16 protein-coding genes are annotated in these 19,065 nt (G+C 53.4%); 12 read left to right on the forward strand and 4 right to left on the reverse strand.

Going from position 1 to position 19,065, the window contains the following annotated elements:
• The first annotated feature begins 252 nt into the window (after positions 1 to 252).
• The gene (locus tag KDD30_RS03090; RefSeq protein ID WP_211647347.1) at positions 253 to 1,809 is read left to right on the forward strand and encodes an AbgT family transporter; all 1,557 of its coding nucleotides are present in this window, start codon (positions 253 to 255) and stop codon (positions 1,807 to 1,809) included.
• Positions 1,810 to 1,882: 73 nt separating this feature from the next.
• Here KDD30_RS03090 and fghA read toward each other — a convergent pair whose 3' ends face one another.
• The gene (gene fghA / locus KDD30_RS03095) at positions 1,883 to 2,731 is read right to left on the reverse strand and encodes an S-formylglutathione hydrolase (protein WP_211647348.1); all 849 of its coding nucleotides are present in this window, start codon (positions 2,729 to 2,731) and stop codon (positions 1,883 to 1,885) included.
• An 8-nt stretch (positions 2,732 to 2,739) separates the two neighbouring features.
• The gene (locus KDD30_RS03100) at positions 2,740 to 3,858 is read right to left on the reverse strand and encodes an S-(hydroxymethyl)glutathione dehydrogenase/class III alcohol dehydrogenase (RefSeq protein WP_371826063.1); all 1,119 of its coding nucleotides are present in this window, start codon (positions 3,856 to 3,858) and stop codon (positions 2,740 to 2,742) included.
• 145 nt (positions 3,859 to 4,003) lie between these two features.
• On the opposite strand from KDD30_RS03100, the gene tadA reads away from it, so the two are divergent.
• On the forward strand, positions 4,004 to 4,546 hold the full coding sequence (gene tadA / locus KDD30_RS03105) for a tRNA adenosine(34) deaminase TadA (RefSeq protein WP_211647349.1): 543 nt from the start codon (positions 4,004 to 4,006) through the stop codon (positions 4,544 to 4,546).
• Between the two features lie 35 nt (positions 4,547 to 4,581).
• Here tadA and mltF read toward each other — a convergent pair whose 3' ends face one another.
• Complete coding sequence (mltF, locus tag KDD30_RS03110; protein ID WP_249199178.1) at positions 4,582 to 6,057, reverse strand: membrane-bound lytic murein transglycosylase MltF; 1,476 nt, start codon at positions 6,055 to 6,057, stop codon at positions 4,582 to 4,584.
• Positions 6,058 to 6,478: 421 nt separating this feature from the next.
• Here mltF and purL point away from each other — a divergent pair, with 421 nt between their 5' ends.
• The 3 genes from purL (at position 6,479) to KDD30_RS03125 (ending at position 11,959) form a co-directional block, all read left to right on the forward strand.
• Entirely contained in the window at positions 6,479 to 10,384 is a 3,906-nt protein-coding gene (purL, locus tag KDD30_RS03115; protein WP_211647351.1) for a phosphoribosylformylglycinamidine synthase, read from the forward strand.
• A 226-nt stretch (positions 10,385 to 10,610) separates the two neighbouring features.
• Positions 10,611 to 10,949: a nitrogen regulatory protein P-II gene (gene glnB, locus KDD30_RS03120; RefSeq protein ID WP_036751576.1), complete on the forward strand. Its 339-nt coding sequence runs from the start codon at positions 10,611 to 10,613 to the stop codon at positions 10,947 to 10,949.
• 215 nt (positions 10,950 to 11,164) lie between these two features.
• Positions 11,165 to 11,959 carry a hypothetical protein gene (locus KDD30_RS03125; protein ID WP_211647352.1) on the forward strand — a complete coding sequence of 265 codons (795 nt, stop codon included), beginning with the start codon at positions 11,165 to 11,167 and terminating at the stop codon, positions 11,957 to 11,959.
• Positions 11,960 to 11,980: 21 nt separating this feature from the next.
• On the opposite strand, the gene KDD30_RS03130 is transcribed toward KDD30_RS03125, so the two are convergent.
• On the reverse strand, positions 11,981 to 12,613 hold the full coding sequence (locus KDD30_RS03130; RefSeq protein ID WP_211647353.1) for a YitT family protein: 633 nt from the start codon (positions 12,611 to 12,613) through the stop codon (positions 11,981 to 11,983).
• Positions 12,614 to 13,101: 488 nt separating this feature from the next.
• On the opposite strand from KDD30_RS03130, the gene glyA reads away from it, so the two are divergent.
• The 7 genes from glyA (at position 13,102) to nusB (ending at position 19,034) form a co-directional block, all read left to right on the forward strand.
• Positions 13,102 to 14,352: a serine hydroxymethyltransferase gene (gene glyA, locus KDD30_RS03135; protein WP_211647354.1), complete on the forward strand. Its 1,251-nt coding sequence runs from the start codon at positions 13,102 to 13,104 to the stop codon at positions 14,350 to 14,352.
• A gap of 153 nt (positions 14,353 to 14,505) precedes the next feature.
• Positions 14,506 to 14,955 (forward strand): transcriptional regulator NrdR, encoded by a 450-nt coding sequence (gene nrdR, locus KDD30_RS03140; RefSeq protein WP_211647355.1) that lies wholly within the window; start codon positions 14,506 to 14,508, stop codon positions 14,953 to 14,955.
• 6 nt (positions 14,956 to 14,961) lie between these two features.
• Positions 14,962 to 16,098 (forward strand): bifunctional diaminohydroxyphosphoribosylaminopyrimidine deaminase/5-amino-6-(5-phosphoribosylamino)uracil reductase RibD, encoded by a 1,137-nt coding sequence (gene ribD, locus KDD30_RS03145; protein WP_211647356.1) that lies wholly within the window; start codon positions 14,962 to 14,964, stop codon positions 16,096 to 16,098.
• Between the two features lie 4 nt (positions 16,099 to 16,102).
• Entirely contained in the window at positions 16,103 to 16,762 is a 660-nt protein-coding gene (locus tag KDD30_RS03150) for a riboflavin synthase (RefSeq protein WP_211647357.1), read from the forward strand.
• Between the two features lie 44 nt (positions 16,763 to 16,806).
• Entirely contained in the window at positions 16,807 to 17,910 is a 1,104-nt protein-coding gene (ribBA, locus tag KDD30_RS03155) for a bifunctional 3,4-dihydroxy-2-butanone-4-phosphate synthase/GTP cyclohydrolase II (RefSeq protein WP_211647358.1), read from the forward strand.
• A 183-nt stretch (positions 17,911 to 18,093) separates the two neighbouring features.
• A complete protein-coding gene (gene ribE / locus KDD30_RS03160; protein WP_211647359.1) occupies positions 18,094 to 18,564 on the forward strand; it encodes a 6,7-dimethyl-8-ribityllumazine synthase in 471 nt (156 codons plus the stop codon).
• A complete protein-coding gene (nusB, locus tag KDD30_RS03165; protein ID WP_211647360.1) occupies positions 18,564 to 19,034 on the forward strand; it encodes a transcription antitermination factor NusB in 471 nt (156 codons plus the stop codon). Before ribE ends, nusB begins: the two co-directional genes overlap by 1 nt.
• Positions 19,035 to 19,065 lie beyond the last annotated feature (31 nt).

A 19,065-nucleotide genomic window follows, 5' to 3' on the forward strand; every position in this document is an offset into this window, starting at 1 on the left:
TCTGAGTCATAATTATTGAAAAAGGTGTCTGGAAAGACGCCTTTTTTGCACATCAAATTCAGGGAAAGAACAGATTTTTCCTGTGGTTTAACAATCCATTCATAAAATCATTAATGGATAATTATTCTGTAATTATTTATTAATCCAGTGCCTGTTGCTGATTTTTCGGCTCATATTAGTTTTACTGAATTATGACAATCGAGTAATCTCAAACCCTTTCATAACTCATTCGATTCATAAGGAAGTACAACTATGAGTGAGACCCTGAATCCGGCGAAGCATTCGCGGGGTGTGATTGCGTTCATAGAACGTGCGGGACAAAAAATACCGGATCCGGTTGTGATCTTCATGTTTCTGTTCGCTTTTGTACTGGTTCTGACCAGTCTGATTGGTGGTATGCAGTTTGAGGTCATGGGCGCTGATGGAAACGGCGTGACGCATACCATCAAAAGCATGACGGAAACAGAGCATGTCCGCTGGCTTTTCGATAACGCTTTGCTGCAGAACTGGCTGGCGTTCGGCCGCGGTGTACTGGGTGTGATTCTGATTGTGATGCTGGCTGTGGGCATTGCGGAGCATTCCGGTCTGCTATCGGCGTTGATTAAGAAAATTGGCCTGCGGATCAGCGATCGCTGGTTGCCGTACATGGTGGTTTTTCTGGGGATTATGTCCTCGATTGCCAGTGATGCGGGCTATCTGGTCCTGGTTCCGCTGGCAGGCCTGCTGTATGCCGGTTTGGGAAAGAACCCGCTGATTGGGATGGCTGCGGCATTTGCTGGCGTGTCTGCCGGTTTCAGTGCGAACCTGATCCCCGCAACACCTTCTGATGTCATTCTTGGGGTCAACGCACGCATTTTTGCCGAGTCGCAGGGCGTTCCGTTTACAACGGCCAGCGGTGAACCGCTGAACCCGGCGACCATGCACTATTACTTCATTTTTGTGTCGACCATTGTGCTGACTGTGGTGGGCGGCTGGATCACCAACCGCTTTATTGCCCCGCGTTTGTCGGGCATGGCGTTTCAATTGCCGGATGATCTGAAACTGGATGATTTCCAGCTGTCATCTCAGGAACAGAAAGGACTGCTGATGGCGGGCCTGGGCCTGCTGGCTGCACTGCTGGGCGTTTATCTGCTGGCAACGGGGCCGCTGGCTCCATATACCAATGCTGACGGACGCGAAGTCACCCCGTATCTGGACAATGTGATTCTGCTGATTTCTTTTGTCTTTGTGGTGGTTGGCCTGTGCTACGGCATCACAACCCGGAAGTTTAAGTCGCTGCAGGACGTGGTGAAGGCCATGGTGAAGCAGATGAACACCATGGGTTATATTCTGGTGCTGACTTTCTTCTGCTACAACTTTCTGGCAATGCTGAGCTACTCAGGGCTGGGGACTTATGTGACTTATCTGGGCGCGACTTTTCTGGGCTCACTGGGTTTGCAGTCTTTCCCGATTGCACTGATTATCGGGTTTATTCTGACCACGGCCTTTATCAACCTCTTTGTTGGTGGCATGACATCCAAGTGGATGCTGCTGGGTCCGATTTTTGTCCCCATGCTGTATCAGGTTAACCCGAACATGACGCCGGATCTGGTCACGGCGGCGTTCCGGGTTGCGGATTCATCCACCAATATCATCACGCCGATGATGACTTATGCAGGGGTGATTCTGGCCTTTATGCGGAAGTACAAACCTGAACTGAAGTTTGGTGATGTGATCAGCATGATGGTGCCTTACTCTGCGGCCTTCCTGGTTCTGTGGTCAGCGCTGCTGGTGGGGTTCTTTGCTTTCGGCCTGCCTTTGGGCTTCTGATTACGTTCAATGTATTCATGGCTACGAAGACGCCCGGCATTTGCCGGGCGTTTTTTCGTGACGTCTGCAACCGTTAATGATCAAACCATTGGGCATGAAATCTCAGGTGTTCTTCGATAAAGCTGGCAATAAAGTAATAGCTGTGGTCATAGTCCGGCTGCATCCGCAGACTGATGGGATAACCGGCTTGTTCTGCGGCCTTGAGGAGCGCGCCCGGTTTGAGTTGCTCGCTCAGGAATTGATCGGCCGTGCCCTGATCGATCAGTACCGGGAGGTGTGGGGTGCTGAGAGCCAGCAATTCGCAGGCATCATACTGCTGCCAGATCATGCCGTCATCCGGTCCGAGATAATGGGCAAAGGCTTTCCGGCCCCAGGGACAGTCGCTTGGGTGACTGATCGGACTGAAAGCCGACACCGAGCTGTAACGCTGCGGATTTCGTAACGCAATAACCAGCGCCCCATGGCCGCCCATTGAATGTCCGGCAATCGCCCGTTGCTGTGTGACCGGAAACTGCGACTCAATCAGGCTGGGGAGCTCATCGGCGACATAGTCATACATCTGATAATGCTGGTTCCAGGGCGGCTCGGTGGCATTCACGTAGAACCCTGCACCCAAGCCAAGATCGTAGGCCTGATTGGGATCATCCGGCACGCCCGCACCGCGCGGACTGGTGTCTGGCGCCACAATGGCAATGCCGAGGTCGGCAGCAATGCGTTGTGCGCCGGATTTTTGCATGAAATTTTCATCGGTGCAGGTCAGTCCGGACAGCCAGTAAAGGACAGGCACCCGGCTGCTGTTTTCGGTTTGTGGCGGTAAGAAAATCGCAAAACGCATGGAGCACTGCAGATCTTCAGACGTGTGCTGCCACTGCTGATGCCATCCGCCGTAGCATTTGTTACTGCTGACCAGTTCCGAAATCATGACTGCCTCTAAAAATGAATGACGGAGCGAATACTCTTGCCCTGATGCATCAGCTCAAAAGCCTGATTGATATCGTCGAGCGGCATGGTATGCGTGATGAAATCATGCAGTGCAAACTCGCCCTTCAGATAGCGCTCGACGATATCCGGTAACTGGGTGCGGCCTTTCACGCCGCCAAATGCAGTGCCGCGCCATACCCGGCCGGTGACCAGTTGGAAGGGTCGGGTTGAAATTTCCTGTCCGGCACCGGCCACGCCGATGATCACTGATTCGCCCCAGCCCTTGTGACAACATTCCAGGGCAGACCGCATTACATTGACATTGCCGATGCATTCAAACGAAAAGTCGACGCCGCCATCGGTCAGGTCGACGATGACTTCCTGAATGGGTTGATCGTAATCATTCGGGTTGATGCAGTCGGTCGCACCGAGCTTTTTCGCCAGCTCAAACTTATGCGTATTGATATCAATACCGATGATCCGGGATGCACCCGCCATGGTTGCGCCAATAATGGCAGACAGGCCAATACCGCCCAGTCCGAAAATAGCAACGGAATCCCCTTTGTGGACTTTGGCCGTATTGAGCACTGCGCCCATCCCCGTGGTGACCCCGCAGCCGAGCAGGCAGATTTCTTCCAGTGGCGCGGCGGGATTGACCTTGGCCAGCGAGATTTCAGGTAAAACCGTGTATTCCGAAAAGGTTGAGCATCCCATGTAGTGATAAATGGGTTCGCCGTTGAATGAAAAGCGGGAGGTGCCATCGGGCATCAGTCCCTGTCCCTGTGTCGCCCGTATCTTCTGGCACAGATTGGTTTTGCCGGACAGGCAGAATTTGCATTCGCCGCATTCCGGCGTGTAGAGCGGAATGACATGATCCCCCACCTGAACTGTGGTGACGCCGGGGCCAACCTGCTCGACAATACCACCGCCTTCATGGCCCAGAATGGCGGGGAAAATGCCTTCCGGGTCTTCGCCGGATAAAGTGAAAGCATCGGTATGGCAGACGCCGGATGCGACAATGCGGACCAGCACCTCGCCAGCTTTGGGCAGTTCAACATCGACGGTTTCGATTGTCAGGGGCTGATTTGGCCCCCAGGCCACGGCTGCCCGGGATTGAATGGTTTTCATCGTTATGCTCTTCAGTCATGAAACTATTTCTATAAAGTAGGTGAGAATGCGCTGATCTGCCTCCTGATGATGGGACAGATGCTGGTGAGGGGCATGTGCTTGGCTTATAATCGCCGACCTCGGAAAAGCAGGACAGAGATTTAAAGTGAGTGACCTAAACAGCCAGGATGAAATCTTTATGCAGCGGGCCATTGAACTGGCCAGCCAAGCGGAAGCAGAAGGCGAAGTGCCGGTCGGCGCGGTCGCTGTGCTGAATGGTGAAGTTGTGGGTGAAGGCTGGAACCGATCGATCGGCCAGCATGATGCCACGGCCCATGCCGAGATGATGGCTTTGCGTCAGGCGGGTAAAGTGTGTGCCAATTACCGTCTGCTGGACGTGGTGCTTTATGTCACGCTGGAACCCTGCCCGATGTGTGCCGCTGCCATGGTGCACAGCCGGATTGGCCGGGTGGTTTATGGTGCGCCGGACCCAAAGACAGGGGCTGCAGGCAGCGTCATGAATCTGCTCAGTTACGCTGGGGTCAATCATCATGTTGATTGCCAGCCTGGCGTGCTGGAGACCGAGTGCCGCCACCAGCTGCAGGCATTTTTCAAGCGACGCCGGGCAGAGAAAAAAGCCCTGAAAAAGCAAACCGTAACCGGTGAGCCCCCAGCAGAATCGTCTGGGAAAAAATCTCAGCCAGAATGAAAAAAGAGTGGCGTTTGCCACTCTTTTAGGTTGGTTTACCGGCTGACACTCTTGCCGGATTTGGTGTTTTCGATGACCTCGTTCAGAGCCGACTGGACCTGCTCTGTGGTTTCCGCTTCGTTTACCGTTTCATCTACTGGGGTAATGGTCTGCCAGTCATCGACCAGACGAATGCCGTCGCCGAGAATCGGCTGGCTGTGGGCCTGTTCATAGCCAATGATGCTCTGGTAGTAGCGGCGAATGTTCTCCACATACAGCAGCGCTTCGTCACCACGGGCATAGCCATAGTGGGTCTGGCGATAATATTTACGCTGGCGCAGTAATGGCAGACGCTGTTTCACATCACTCCAGGCATCCGGATTCCCGCCCTGCTTTTTGGTCAGGCGGCGGGCGTCCATCATATGGCCAAAGCCGACATTGTATGACGCCAGAGCAAACCAGACTTTTTCATGAGGTTCGATGCTGTCCGGTACCCGGGCCACCATTTTTCTCAGATATTCCGTCCCGCCGCGAATGCTCTGGTCTGGATCCAGCCGGTTCTGAACGCCCACAGATTTCGCGGTTGGCAGTGTCAGCATCATCATGCCGCGCACACCGGTCGGAGACACGGCCCGCGGATTCCAGTGCGATTCCTGATAGGAAAGCGCTGCCAGCAAGCGCCAGTCGAATTCATTCGCGTACTTCTTGAACATGCCTTCCCAGCGTGGGAGCTTTGTTTCTAAAGCGCGCAGGAATGCCCGGGTGTCTACATAGTCGAACTGATCCACATGGCCGAAGTATTTCTCTTCCAGTTTGGCCAGCTCACCGCTTTGCTTGAGTTCACCAAAAAATTCAATCAGCAGGGCATACAGGCTATCGTCATTGCTCTGATGCAGATACCAGCCAATCGGCTGATCTTCTGTCAGTTCCAGGGCAACGGCGATATCCGGATGAATTCGCTGGCTGAGGGCGACATCCACAGAGTCGGCCACGGTGTAATCCACTTCCCCGACGGCAACCTGACGCAGCAGCTCTTCACTGTCGATTTCATCGACAGCCTGCCAGGTCAGGGTGGGGTATTCTTTCTTGATGGCCAGCAGGTTTTTCTCGTGGCTGGAACCGCGAACGACGGAAAGCGTCCCTTTATTCTGAGCCAGATCTTCCAGATCACGGGGGCGCCACTGGCCTTTTTTATACACCAGAATCTGGCTGGCATAGTAATAGGCCGGGGCTGCCCGGAACGATTGAATACGCTCTGGCGTCATGGTCAGTCCGGCTGCCAGCATATCGACATCTCCCCGGGTGAGCGCAGGAAAGAGCCCGGACAGTGAAAACACGGGCTGCATCTCCAGCTTCACGCCCAGCTTGTCAGCAAAGCGCTGGGCCAGGTCATAATCCAGCCCGGTCGGGCCATCCGGACCAATGTAATAGGAGATTTGATTGTTCAGTGTCCCGACGCGCAATACACCACTGTCGCGGATCCGCTCCAGCTCCGTGCGGGTGTCACTTTCCCACTGGCAACCCGATAACATCAATGTTGTCAGTAGGATAAGGGCACAGTGCCGCAACGCTGCGGATAAAACTACTCGTCTCAATAATCTATGCTCATCTGTTTCATTAGTCGTTCTTTATACCAAAGGTCGCATTCAGGGCAAAGCAGAGCCCCTGTTGATCTTATCTGCTGGTCACAGACTGGGCGAAAATTTGCTCAATTTTGAGCTGGTAGTCAAATATACCTGCGTTTTGGCAGGCGAAAGAAAAAAAATAACGCAAACGGTTGCGTCAGGTGTTACGTCGTCCTTCGTTTTCCCTTATACTAGCGCCCGTTGTCATTTCCCTCTTTGGCAAATGAGAGAAAAACAGTGCAGAACAAGGTGACATTGACGTGGCTCCCGAGCCGGGGTTCAGGCCAATATCACCTTCATTCAACTGCTAATCGAGAGTCGTACGCACATGGAAATTTTGCGTGGTTCACCCGCACTGTCTGAGTTTCGTGTCAACAAGCTGCTGGCGCGTTGTCAAGAATCTGGTTTGCCTGTCACGGGCATTTATGCCGAGTTCGCACACTTTGCAGAACTGACTTCGCCACTGAGCAGCGAAGCACGTGACACCCTGACCAGCCTGCTCACCTATGGCCCGACGATTGCCGAACATGAACCTGCCGGCACCCTGCTGCTGGTGACCCCACGTCCAGGCACTATTTCTCCTTGGTCGTCGAAAGCGACAGACATTGCCCATAACTGTGGCCTGAAACAGATCAAGCGTCTGGAGCGCGGTACAGCCTACTATGTGACGTCTTCAACTGATCTGAATGCGTCGCAACTGGCCGAGCTGAAAGGCCTGCTGCACGACCGGATGATGGAAGTCATGTTTGAGGACTTCGCTCAGGCTGAAGCTTTGTTCAGCCATGCTGAGCCAGCACCGGTGCAGAGTGTGGATATCCTCAGTGGCGGCCGCAAGGCACTGGAAGCGGCGAACCTGTCTCTCGGACTGGCGCTCGCTGAAGATGAAATCGATTATCTGGTTGAAAACTTTACCAAACTGGGCCGTAACCCGAACGACATCGAGCTGATGATGTTTGCGCAGGCAAACTCTGAGCACTGCCGGCACAAAATCTTTAATGCAGACTGGACGATCGACGGGGTTGATCAGGAAAAGTCGCTGTTTAAGATGATCAAAAACACTTACGAACAACACAGTGACTACGTGCTGTCGGCTTATAAAGACAATGCGGCAGTGATGGTCGGTTCTGAGGTGGGTCGTTTCTTCCCGGACGCAGAAAACCGTCAGTACAACTACCATCAGGAAGCTGCGCATATTCTGATGAAAGTGGAAACCCACAACCACCCGACGGCGATCTCGCCATGGCCTGGCGCATCTACTGGTTCGGGCGGTGAAATCCGAGATGAGGGCGCAACCGGTATCGGCGGTAAGCCGAAAGCGGGTCTGGTTGGATTTACCGTGTCTAACCTGCGCGTCCCGGGCTTTGAGCAGCCATGGGAAAGTGATTTCGGTAAGCCTGGCCGTATCGTCACTGCACTGGATATTATGCTGGAAGGCCCGCTGGGCGGCGCTGCATTCAACAACGAATTTGGCCGTCCGAACCTGTTGGGGTACTTCCGGACTTACGAAGAAAAAGTCACCTCGCATAATGGCGAAGAGATTCGCGGTTATCACAAGCCGATCATGATCGCGGGTGGTCTGGGTAATATCCGTGAAGACCACGTTCAGAAGAAAGAAATTCCTGTCGGTGCCAAGCTGATCGTGCTGGGTGGCCCGGCCATGAATATCGGTCTGGGCGGTGGTGCGGCATCATCGATGGCATCCGGCCAGTCTGCTGAAGATCTGGATTTTGCATCTGTACAGCGTGAGAACCCGGAGATGGAACGTCGCTGTCAGGAAGTGATCGACCGCTGCTGGCAGCTGGGCGATGATAACCCGATTGCCTTCATTCACGATGTGGGCGCTGGTGGCATCTCGAATGCATTGCCAGAGCTGGTGAACGACGGTGAACGCGGCGGGAAGTTCCAGTTGCGTGATGTCCCGAATGACGAGCCGGGCATGAGCCCGCTGGAAATCTGGTGTAACGAGTCGCAGGAGCGTTATGTGCTGGCGGTTGCACCGGAGCAGATGGCCGTGTTTGATGCCATTTGTCAGCGTGAACGTGCACCTTATGCCGTCGTGGGTGAAGCAACAGAAGAGCGCCACCTGACGCTGGATGACAGTCATTTCGACAACACGCCGATTGACATGCCGATGGATATCCTGCTGGGTAAGCCGCCGAAAATGCATCGTGACGTGACGTCTCAGAAAGTGCAGGGCACGGCGCTGAACCGTGACGGCATTGATCTGACCGAAGCAACTCATCGCGTACTGCGTCTGCCGGCTGTTGCTGAAAAAACCTTCCTGATCACCATTGGTGACCGTACGGTGACCGGTCTGGTCGCGCGCGATCAGATGGTTGGCCCTTGGCAGGTGCCTGTCGCAAACTGTGCAGTGACCGCGGCCAGCTATGACACCTATCACGGTGAAGCCATGTCGATGGGTGAGCGCACGCCGGTTGCACTGCTGGATTTCGCAGCATCGTCCCGTCTGGCAGTGGGTGAAGCCATGACCAATATCGCCAGTGCAGACATTGGCGATCTCAAGCGGATCAAACTGTCTGCCAACTGGATGTCTCCGGCGGGTCATCCGGGCGAAGATGCGGGTTTGTATGAAGCGGTCAAAGCAGTCGGTGAAGAACTCTGTCCGGCACTGGGTTTGACGATTCCGGTCGGCAAAGACTCCATGTCTATGAAGACCAAATGGGAAGAGAACGGTGAAGCAAAAGAAGTCACGTCACCGCTGTCTCTGGTCATCACAGCCTTTGGCCGGGTGGAAGATGTCCGTAAAACAGTCACGCCGCAACTGCGGACCGACAAAGGGGATTCCAGCCTGCTGCTGATTGACCTGGGCTGTGGTCAGAACCGTCTGGGTGCGACCGCGCTGGCGCAGGTTTATAAACAACTGGGTGATCGCCCGGCGGATGTGGATAACCCTGAACTGCTGAAAGGTTTCTTCAACGCGGTTCAGCGTCTGGTTCGTGAAGAGAAGCTGCTGGCTTACCACGACCGTGGTGACGGTGGTTTGTATGTCACGCTGGCAGAAATGGCGTTTGCCGGCCATACCGGTGTGGAAGTCGACCTGAATACAACGGATACAGATGTCTGCGACGATGTTCTGGCAGCATTGTTCAGCGAAGAGCTGGGTGCTGTGCTGCAGGTGCGCACGGACGATCTGGCAGCTGTTGAGCAGACGCTGGCAGAATTTGGTCTGGCTGATTGCAGCCATGTGATTGGTACTGTGGTCGACGAAGATGTGGTTCGTATCTGGAACGGCAACGATCTGGTGCTGGCGCAGAGCCGTACTGAACTGCGGACCATCTGGGCGGAAACGACCTACCAGATGCAGGCGCTGCGGGATAACCCGGCAGGCGCGCTGCAAGAGTTTGAAGCCAAGAAGGACAGCAATGATCCGGGCCTGAACACCCAACTGAGCTTTGATATCAACGAAGATATCGCAGCACCGTTTATTGCAACGGGTGCGCGTCCGAAGATGGCGATTCTGCGTGAGCAGGGGGTGAACTCCCATGTAGAGATGGCCGCGGCGTTTGACCGTGCCGGTTTTGATACCCGTGATGTTCACATGAGCGATATTCTGTCGGGGCGCACTGCACTGGAAGGCTTCAATGGTCTGGTCGCCTGCGGCGGTTTCTCTTACGGTGACGTCTTAGGTGCCGGTGAGGGCTGGGCGAAGTCTGTGCTGTTTAACGGCATGGCGCGTGACCAGTTCGAGCGTTTCTTCCATCGTGAAGACACTTTCGCACTGGGTGTGTGTAATGGCTGTCAGATGATGTCGAATCTGCGTGATTTGATTCCGGGTGCAGATTTGTGGCCACGCTTTGTCCGCAATGAATCTGAGCGTTTTGAAGCGCGCTTCAGCCTGGTTGAAGTGCAGCAGAGTGATTCGTTGTTCTTCAATGGCATGGCAGGTTCGCGGATGCCAATCGCTGTTTCTCATGGTGAAGGCCGTGTGGAAGTGCGCAACGGAGAGCACCTGTCTGCTATTGAGCAGTCAGGTACGGTGGCACTGCGTTATCTGGATAACTACGGCAATGTCACTCAGAATTATCCGGCCAACCCGAACGGTTCACCAAACGGGATCACCGGTCTGACGACTCGTGATGGTCGGGTGACCATTATGATGCCGCACCCGGAGCGTGTTTTCCGGACCGTGGCAAACTCCTGGCATCCGGATGACTGGAATGAAAACAGTCCGTGGATGCGGATGTTCCGTAACGCAAGGAAGAATCTGGGCTAAGCGTCAGCTCTGACAGATTCATCTTTCATCCAGGGCCGCTGCTTCAGACAGCGGCCTTGTTGTCTGTGCCGCAGAAAAACGGTACGGATTCCCGGGTTGAACAGGATGAGCCGTTGAGTTTTCAGTAAAAAATCGGTGATAATGAGGCTCTTTTCCGAGTCGGTATCCGGTCTACAGACCTGAACCTGCCGACCCACGTCTGCTGCGAAGCAAAGGATATTGTGATATGAAAAAAATCGAAGCCATTATTAAGCCATTCAAACTGGATGATGTGCGTGAGGCCCTGGCAGAGGTGGGAATCACAGGGATGACAGTGTCAGAAGTCAAAGGGTTTGGACGTCAGAAAGGTCATACCGAGCTGTATCGTGGTGCGGAGTACATGGTCGACTTTCTGCCGAAGGTGAAGCTGGAAATTGTCGTCAGCGATGATGTGGCAGAGCAATGCGTTGATACCATTATCGAAACGGCACAAACCGGTAAAATTGGTGACGGTAAGATCTTCATGTTCGACATTGAACGTGTGGTTCGTATCCGTACCGGTGAAGAAGACGAAGACGCGATCTGATCGGTGCCATCCAATCGCTTCAACGGCTGCCAGGCCACCCATACAGCCCCGTGATTGAGCGGGGCTGTTGTTTATGGAGCGATCTCTTATTGTGAAATTGATTATTTAATATTCAATTCTGCCCGCCGCATAATTGCCATAAATGCTTATTTTTTCAGTGATTCCAAATCTGGGATCGGCTGATCGTTCATTTATTGTCTTCAAGGAGAGTCACTATGAATCACGTGTCATTGTCGACCTATGGCGGGCTGATTTTCTCCATGCTGGCAGCAACGGTTGTGGCGTTTGTTCTGTCGCCACTGCTCATCAGTACACATCAACACATCATCACGCTTTATCCTTCCGTGAACCTGCCGGGGTTGCCCGTTCTCCTGGCCTGGTGGCCCGGGTATGCGGTTGCTGCCGTGGTGGCGCAGGGGCTGAGTTTGTGGCTGCTGAACCGAGCTGTATTTCTGGGGAAATGTCTGACCTTGTTTGCCACTCTGGCCTTATTTCCATTTGGCCTGTTTTTTCACATCTGCTACTTTCGTGATGCGCAGCGCATTCGTTTTGGCATGTTGCAGGAAGTACCGTCTGAGCTGAAACCAGAACATCCACAGTTTGGCTTTTGTGATGAGGATCCACTGGCTTTCGGACTGGCGGGGGTTGGGGTTTTGCTGTTGTTTGTCGGCGTGCCGTTCGGCATTCTGGCGCTGTTGGCCGGGATGATTATTTTTGCCCGGAATCTGGCCGGAAAGAAGAAAACTGCACTGCTGGTGACCTCTGATGCGCTCTACATTACGCCGAACCCCTGGCTGGGGTGCTACCGGATTCCATTTGCTCAGGTGGCTCAGGTGTCCGTGGTGAAAAACCAGCTGAAGCTGGAGATTCGTAAGGAGAGCGGGGAGCAACTGACACTGCCAATCAATATCAATGTGCTGGATCGTGATTTACGCCATCAGGCGAGGCATGTCTTGCTGGACAGGCTGGCTCACGCAGGCTTACTGCATGAGCCAGTGGTGGTGCCTTAACCGAAGCGGAAAGCACACGAATCAGCTGTCCCCGACGGCAGGATCAGATAGGGTTCTGCCGTCGTTATACCGCCCCGGCTTATGATTCATTGCCAGGACCAGATTGAGCATCACCGCACCCAGTAAAGACAGCATCAGAATGGTTGGCGTCATCAGGAAGAATGAGCCCACCAGAATGCTGATATCGATTCCCATCTGAAGTTTCCCTGCTGAAATCCCGAACTTTTCCTGCAGAAACAGTACCAGCACGTTAAATCCGCCCAGACTGGTGTTGTGTCTGAACAGGATCAGCATCCCCAAGCCCATCAGTAATCCGCCAATCACGGCGCAGTACACCGGATCAAAGTGACTGATTTCCACCACACGATGCAGATTGTCCGTAATGAGCGAGACCAGTCCGCCACAGCAAATGCTGGTCAGGGCGAAACTCCGGTTCATCCGGAACCAGGCCATGATGTAAAAAGGAATATTCATGACGAAGTACAGCTGCCCGAAACTGAAGTCTACAAAATGTGTGAGCAGCAATGCCAGGCCTGTGGTGCCGCCTGTCAGTAACTGTGCCTGTTGTAAGAAAAAAACGCCTTGTGCGACGATGAATGTGCCCGTAAGAATGGCGATTAGGTTTTCCTTGCGAGAATGACCGCGGTGTTTCAATCGATACCTCCAAAAGATGCCCTGCACGGACCAGATATTGCCGGGTAGGGGTAAATGCGCGCGATATAATATAGAGCAGCCAGCAAAAAAGAATCCCGTCGCTGAACAAAAGAAAAGACAACTTGTAGTGAATTATTTACGGTGATGTAAATTAATATTTTCGATTCAGGGTTGCGTTCACAGATTTACTGTAATTGATTTGATGAAAGTTTGCGCTAACTTGAAATAGATTCATCTTCCCAATGAGAAAAACGCACAAAAAAGGGGATAAAAAAGCGGATCAGGGGCTATCTGCGAAGGCGCAATTTCGTTAAAATACGCCCTGATTAAACGATGTGACGAAAACGTTTGCGTTCCCGTGGTGACTGGGGTTGTCTTTTTAGCGCAAATCGGGAAAAATGCAAAATATTCCACGTTCACCTAAGCGTCTGACGCTGTCAGATACTTAGGTGAACGATTTTGAGAACTATCTGAGTCAGGAGAGACTGATGCTAAAGCGTGACATGAATATTGCCGATTATGATGCGGAATTGTTTGCTGCTATTCAGGAAGAAACGGCCCGTCAGGAAGAGCACATTGAACTGATTGCTTCTGAAAACTACACCAGCCCACGGGTGATGGAAGCACAGGGTTCCCAACTGACGAATAAGTACGCTGAAGGTTATCCGGGCAAGCGTTACTACGGTGGTTGTGAATATGTCGACAAAGCAGAGCAACTGGCGATCGACCGTGCTTGTGCACTGTTTGGTGCTGAATACGCGAACGTACAGCCACACTCGGGTTCTCAGGCGAACAGTGCGGTTTACATGGCGCTGCTGAACGCAGGCGATACCGTGCTGGGGATGAGCCTGGCACACGGCGGTCACCTGACTCACGGTTCACCGGTGAACTTTTCCGGTAAGCTGTACAACATTATTCCTTACGGTATTGATGAAGCCGGCCAGATTGACTACGCAGAAGTCGAAGCACTGGCACTGGAGCACAAGCCGAAAATGATCATCGGTGGTTTCTCTGCTTACTCTCAGATCGTTGACTGGAAGCGCATGCGTGACATTGCAGACAAAGTCGGTGCTTACTTCTTTGTGGATATGGCGCACGTTGCCGGTCTGGTTGCTGCGGGTGTGTATCCGAACCCGGTTCCACACGCACATGTGGTAACCACCACCACGCACAAAACGCTGGCTGGCCCACGTGGTGGCCTGATTCTGTCGAATGCGGGTGAAGACCTGTACAAGAAGCTGAACTCAGCAGTTTTCCCTGGCGGTCAGGGTGGCCCGCTGATGCACGTGATTGCGGCAAAAGCTGTGGCGTTCAAAGAAGCCATGGAGCCGGAATTCAAAGCTTACCAGCAGCGCGTAGTGGACAACGCGAAAGCCATGGTAGGTCAGTTCCTGGAGCGCGGTTATAAGATCGTATCTGGCGGGACTGAAAACCACCTGTTCCTGGTAGACCTGATCGACAAGAACATCACAGGTAAAGATGCTGATGCAGCGCTGGGTGCCGCAAACATCACTGTGAACAAAAACAGTGTGCCGAACGATCCGCGCAGCCCGTTTGTGACGTCTGGTATTCGTATCGGTACGCCAGCGATCACCCGTCGTGGTTTCACCACTGAAGATGCAAAAGCACTGGCAGACTGGATCTGCGACGTGCTGGATAACATCGACAATCCTCAGGTGATTGAAGCGACCAAAGCGAAAGTTCTGGAAATCTGTCAGCGTCTGCCGGTTTACGCATAAGTTGGCACGACACAGATTTTCTCAGCGAATATCGCGCTGATGGCGAGACGGCATCCACAGGATGCCGTTTTTTTGTCGATAAAAAATTTGGTTCCAGGTCTCTCAAGGCGGTTGATTTGGGTTACACTGATTCGACGAAATTGAGGAGGCAAGATGCATTGTCCGTTTTGTGGTGCGAACGACACCAAAGTCATCGATTCCCGTCTGGTTGCGGATGGTCATCAGGTTCGCCGTCGTCGCCAGTGTCTGGCGTGCAGTGAGCGCTATACGACCTTTGAAACCGCCGAGCTGGTGATGCCGCATGTCATCAAAACCAACGGCAGCCGTGAACCCTTTCATGAAGATAAACTCCGTGGCGGGATCGAGCGTGCGTTAGAGAAACGCCCGGTCAGTGCGGATGATATTGAGCGCGCGATTAATACGATCAAATCCCGCCTGCGTGCGACCGGTGAGCGTGAAGTGAAAACCGACATGATCGGCAATCTGGTCATGGATGCGTTAATTGAACTCGATAAAGTGGCTTATATCCGCTTTGCGTCGGTTTACCGCTCGTTTGAAGATCTTCGAGAATTTGGCGAAGCCATCGCTAAGCTGGAAAAATAAATCAAGATGTTTACGCCAACCGATCACGCCATGATGCGCCGGGCACTCAGTCTGGCCAAGCGTGGCCGTTTTACCACCGCCCCAAACCCGAACGTGGGCTGTGTGATTGCCAAACATGACACCATTCTCGGGGAAGGCTTCCATTATCGTGCCGGTCAGCCACATGCTGAAGTGTTTGCACTGCGTGCCGCAGGCGATCACGCTGCTGGCGCAACCGCTTATGTCACGCTGGAACCCTGTTCCCATTATGGCCGGACTCCACCTTGTGCCGAGGCACTGATTCAGGCCGGTGTTGCCCGTGTGGTGTGCGCCATGGTCGATCCGAATCCCAAGGTTGCCGGACGGGGCGTTGAGATGCTGAAAAGCGCTGGGATTCAGGTAGAAACCGGTTTGCTGGAAGCTGATGCACTGGCCCTGAATCCCGGATTTATCTGCCGGATGAAAACCGGCCGTCCTTATGTTCAGCTGAAGCTCGCAGCCAGTCTGGACGGAAAGACGGCGCTGGCCAACGGTGTCAGCCAATGGATTACAGGGCCGCAAGCCCGTGCGGATGTACAGCGGTTTCGGGCGCAGGCCGGCGCGATTTTGTCGACTAGTGCGACTGTGCTGGCTGATGATCCGTCGCTGAATGTGCGCTGGGAAGAGCTGGGCGAGTCGGTCCAGGCTGAGTATCCGCTTTCTGAGCTGCGCCAGCCGGTCCGGGTCATCATCGACAGTCAGAATCGTTTATCCCCGTCTCAGCGTTTGTTCTCGCTGCCCGGCAGGATTATCCTTGCCAGAGCAAAAGCCGACGAACAGCACTGGCCGTCGCACGTTGAACAACTGGAGATCCCGCTGGATGAGCAGGGTCAGCTAGACTTATCGGCATTGATGCACGCCTTAGCGCAGCAAGACATCAACCATCTTTGGGTGGAAGCCGGTGCCTCTCTGGCTGGCGGTTTGATTCATGCGGGTCTGGTGGATGAACTGCTGTTGTATCAGGCACCCAAGCTGATGGGCAGCGGCAGCCGGAGTTTAATTGATTTGCAGGCGATGACGGCCATGTCGCAAGTCCCTGAACTGGTGCTCAACGACGTGCGGCAGGTCGGGCAGGACATTCGGATTCGTGCGACGATTGTCCCGACTGCAACCAAGGAATCATAGAAAAATGTTTACAGGAATTATTGAAGCCGTTGGCCGCATTCAGGCGCTGACGGCGAAAGGACAGGATGTATCCGTGACCGTGGAAAGCGGCAAATTGGATCTCTCTGACGTCAAACTGGGTGACAGTATTGCGACCAATGGCGTGTGTCTGACTGTGGTTGCCCTGACCGGGAAAGGCTATGTGGCAGATGTCTCGGTTGAAACTCTGAACCGGACAGCCTTTCGCGATTATCAACCCGGCCAGAAAGTGAATCTGGAAAAGGCGATGCTGCCGACCACGCGATTTGGCGGTCATATTGTCTCGGGTCATGTGGATGAGACCGGAGAAATTATCTCCCGCACCCTGACTGGCCGCGCCATTGAGTTCTGGATTAAAGCGCCGGATCATCTGGCGAAATACATTGCCGAGAAAGGCTCGGTAACCGTGGATGGGATCAGCCTGACGGTGAATGCCATTCGTGGTGCCGAGTTTAAGCTCACGATAGTACCGCACACGGCATCGGAAACGACCATGGATGATTTCCAGCCGGGCCGGAAAGTCAATCTGGAAGTGGATGTGATTTCCCGGTATCTGGAGCGTTTGATGCTCGGAGAAAAAGCAGCGCAACCGGAAGCCACAGAGATCAGTATGTCATTGCTGGCCCGCAGCGGTTTTCTGGGCTGAGTAAACACATCAGTCAACATCGAATGAAATAAGAGGGATGGAAGATGGCGTTGAGTAGCGCGCAGGAAATTATCGAAGAGATTCGTCAGGGCAATATGGTGATCCTGATGGATGACGAAGATCGGGAAAATGAAGGCGATTTAATCATGGCTTCGGAGAAGATTACGCCGGACGCGATTAACTTCATGGCGACCCACGGTCGCGGCCTGATTTGTCTGACGCTGACAAGAGCGCGTTGCCAGCAACTGAAGCTGCCCCTGATGGTGCAGGACAATACTGAACAGTTCAGTACCAATTTCACGATTTCAATTGAAGCCGCCAGCGGTGTCACAACCGGGATTTCTGCAGCCGATCGTGCCCGAACCGTACAGGCAGCCGTCGCAAAAGATGCATCGCCGGCAGATATCGTGATGCCGGGTCATATCTTTCCGCTGATGGCGCAGGAAGGTGGTGTGCTGGCGCGTGCCGGTCATACTGAAGCTGGCTGTGATGTGGCACGTTTGGCCGGGCTGGAAGCATCCAGTGTGATTGTTGAAATCCTGAACCCGGATGGCACCATGGCCCGTCGTCCGGATCTGGAAGTCTTTGCGGCTCAACATGGCCTGAAACTGGGTACTATTGCGGACTTGATTGAGTACCGCAACAATAACGAAACGACTATCGAGCGCGTTGCCGAAAGTCCGATTCAGACGGAGTTTGGTGAGTTTGATCTGATCACTTACCGCGACACCATTGATAATCAAGTGCACTATGCACTGCGCAAAGGCGAGGTGACACCGGCCAATCCAACGCTGGTGCGCGTTCATCTGCAAGATACCTTTAAAGATATTCTGCACTCCGGCGCGTCTCAGTGGACCTTGCCTTCAGCCATGGCTCGCATTGCCGAGGAAGGCGGGGTCATGGTGATTCTGAATCGTCACGAAACGCCGGAAGGTATGCTGACCCGAGTGAAAAATATGGCTGCGCAGGCTGTCGGTCAGCCGGGAGTGAAGCTGAATCCGAAAAATCCATCCCGTCAGGTTGGGGTCGGTTCGCAGATTCTTTCTGATCTGGGGGTTGGCAAAATGCGTTTGCTTTCTTCCAGTAATCAACGTTATCACTCCCTGTCCGGCTTTGGACTGGAAGTGGTGGAATATATTTGTCAGTAGGGATCCGCTGGACGGATTCCAAACTTAACCTTTTGTTTTTAATCATCTCTGGACCGGAATCGAGATCGCATTTTACCGGGGGTTCTGGCTTGACAGTCAAGCCAATTGGTATCACTCATAAATTGTGATAGACTCCCGCGGTTTCTCAATCCGGAAAGAAAAGACATAGTCACAGGAAGGCCCATGAAGGTAATTGAAGGCGCCATTGCGGCACCCAACGCAAAAATTGCTATTGTTATCAGTCGCTTTAATAGTTTCATCAACGAAAGCCTGCTGGAAGGTGCGCTGGACGCACTGAAACGTCAGGGACAGGTGAGCGACGACAATATTACTGTTGTTCGTTGTCCTGGTGCTTATGAGCTGCCGTTGGTTGCTCAGCAAGTCGCGAAAAGCGACCGTTATGACGCCATTGTGGCGCTGGGCTCTGTGATCCGTGGCGGTACGCCACACTTCGATTATGTTGCCGGTGAATGTAATAAAGGTCTGGCACAGGTTGCGCTGGAGTACAACACTCCGGTTGCATTCGGTGTTCTGACTGTTGACACCATTGAACAAGCCATCGAGCGTGCCGGTACCAAGGCTGGTAATAAAGGGGCAGAGGCTGCACTCAGCGCGCTTGAGATGGTAAACGTCCTGTCCCAAATTGAATCCTAATGGGGGTTAGTGTGAAACCAGCCGCACGTCGTAACGCACGACACTTTGCCGTCCAGGCCATCTATTCCTGGCAAATCACCAAAGAAAATGCTGCCGATATCGAGCTGCATTTTCTGTCTGGCGAACCGTTTGAAGAAGAAGCCCATCAGGCAGAGGCGCCGGTTCTGGCTGCACCGCATACTGATGTGGAATACTTCCGTGATCTGTTCACCGGTGTGGTGCTGAATCAACAGGAACTGGACAGCAAGATGCGTCCATATCTGTCCCGTCCGCTGCAGGATCTGGATCAGATGGAGCTGGCGCTGTTGCGTCTGGCTGTGTACGAAATCATGAAACGTGAAGACGTACCTTTCAAAGTTGTGATCAACGAAGCTATCGAACTGGCGAAAGTGTTCGGTGCCGAAGACAGTCACAAGTTTGTGAACGGTGTGCTGGATAAGCTTGCACCTGTTCTGCGTAAAAAAGGATAATCGTTGATTCATCAGTCAACGAATGGAGGCC

The sequence above is a fragment of the Photobacterium sp. GJ3 genome (assembly GCF_018199995.1).
Classification (GTDB): Bacteria; Pseudomonadota; Gammaproteobacteria; order Enterobacterales; family Vibrionaceae; genus Photobacterium.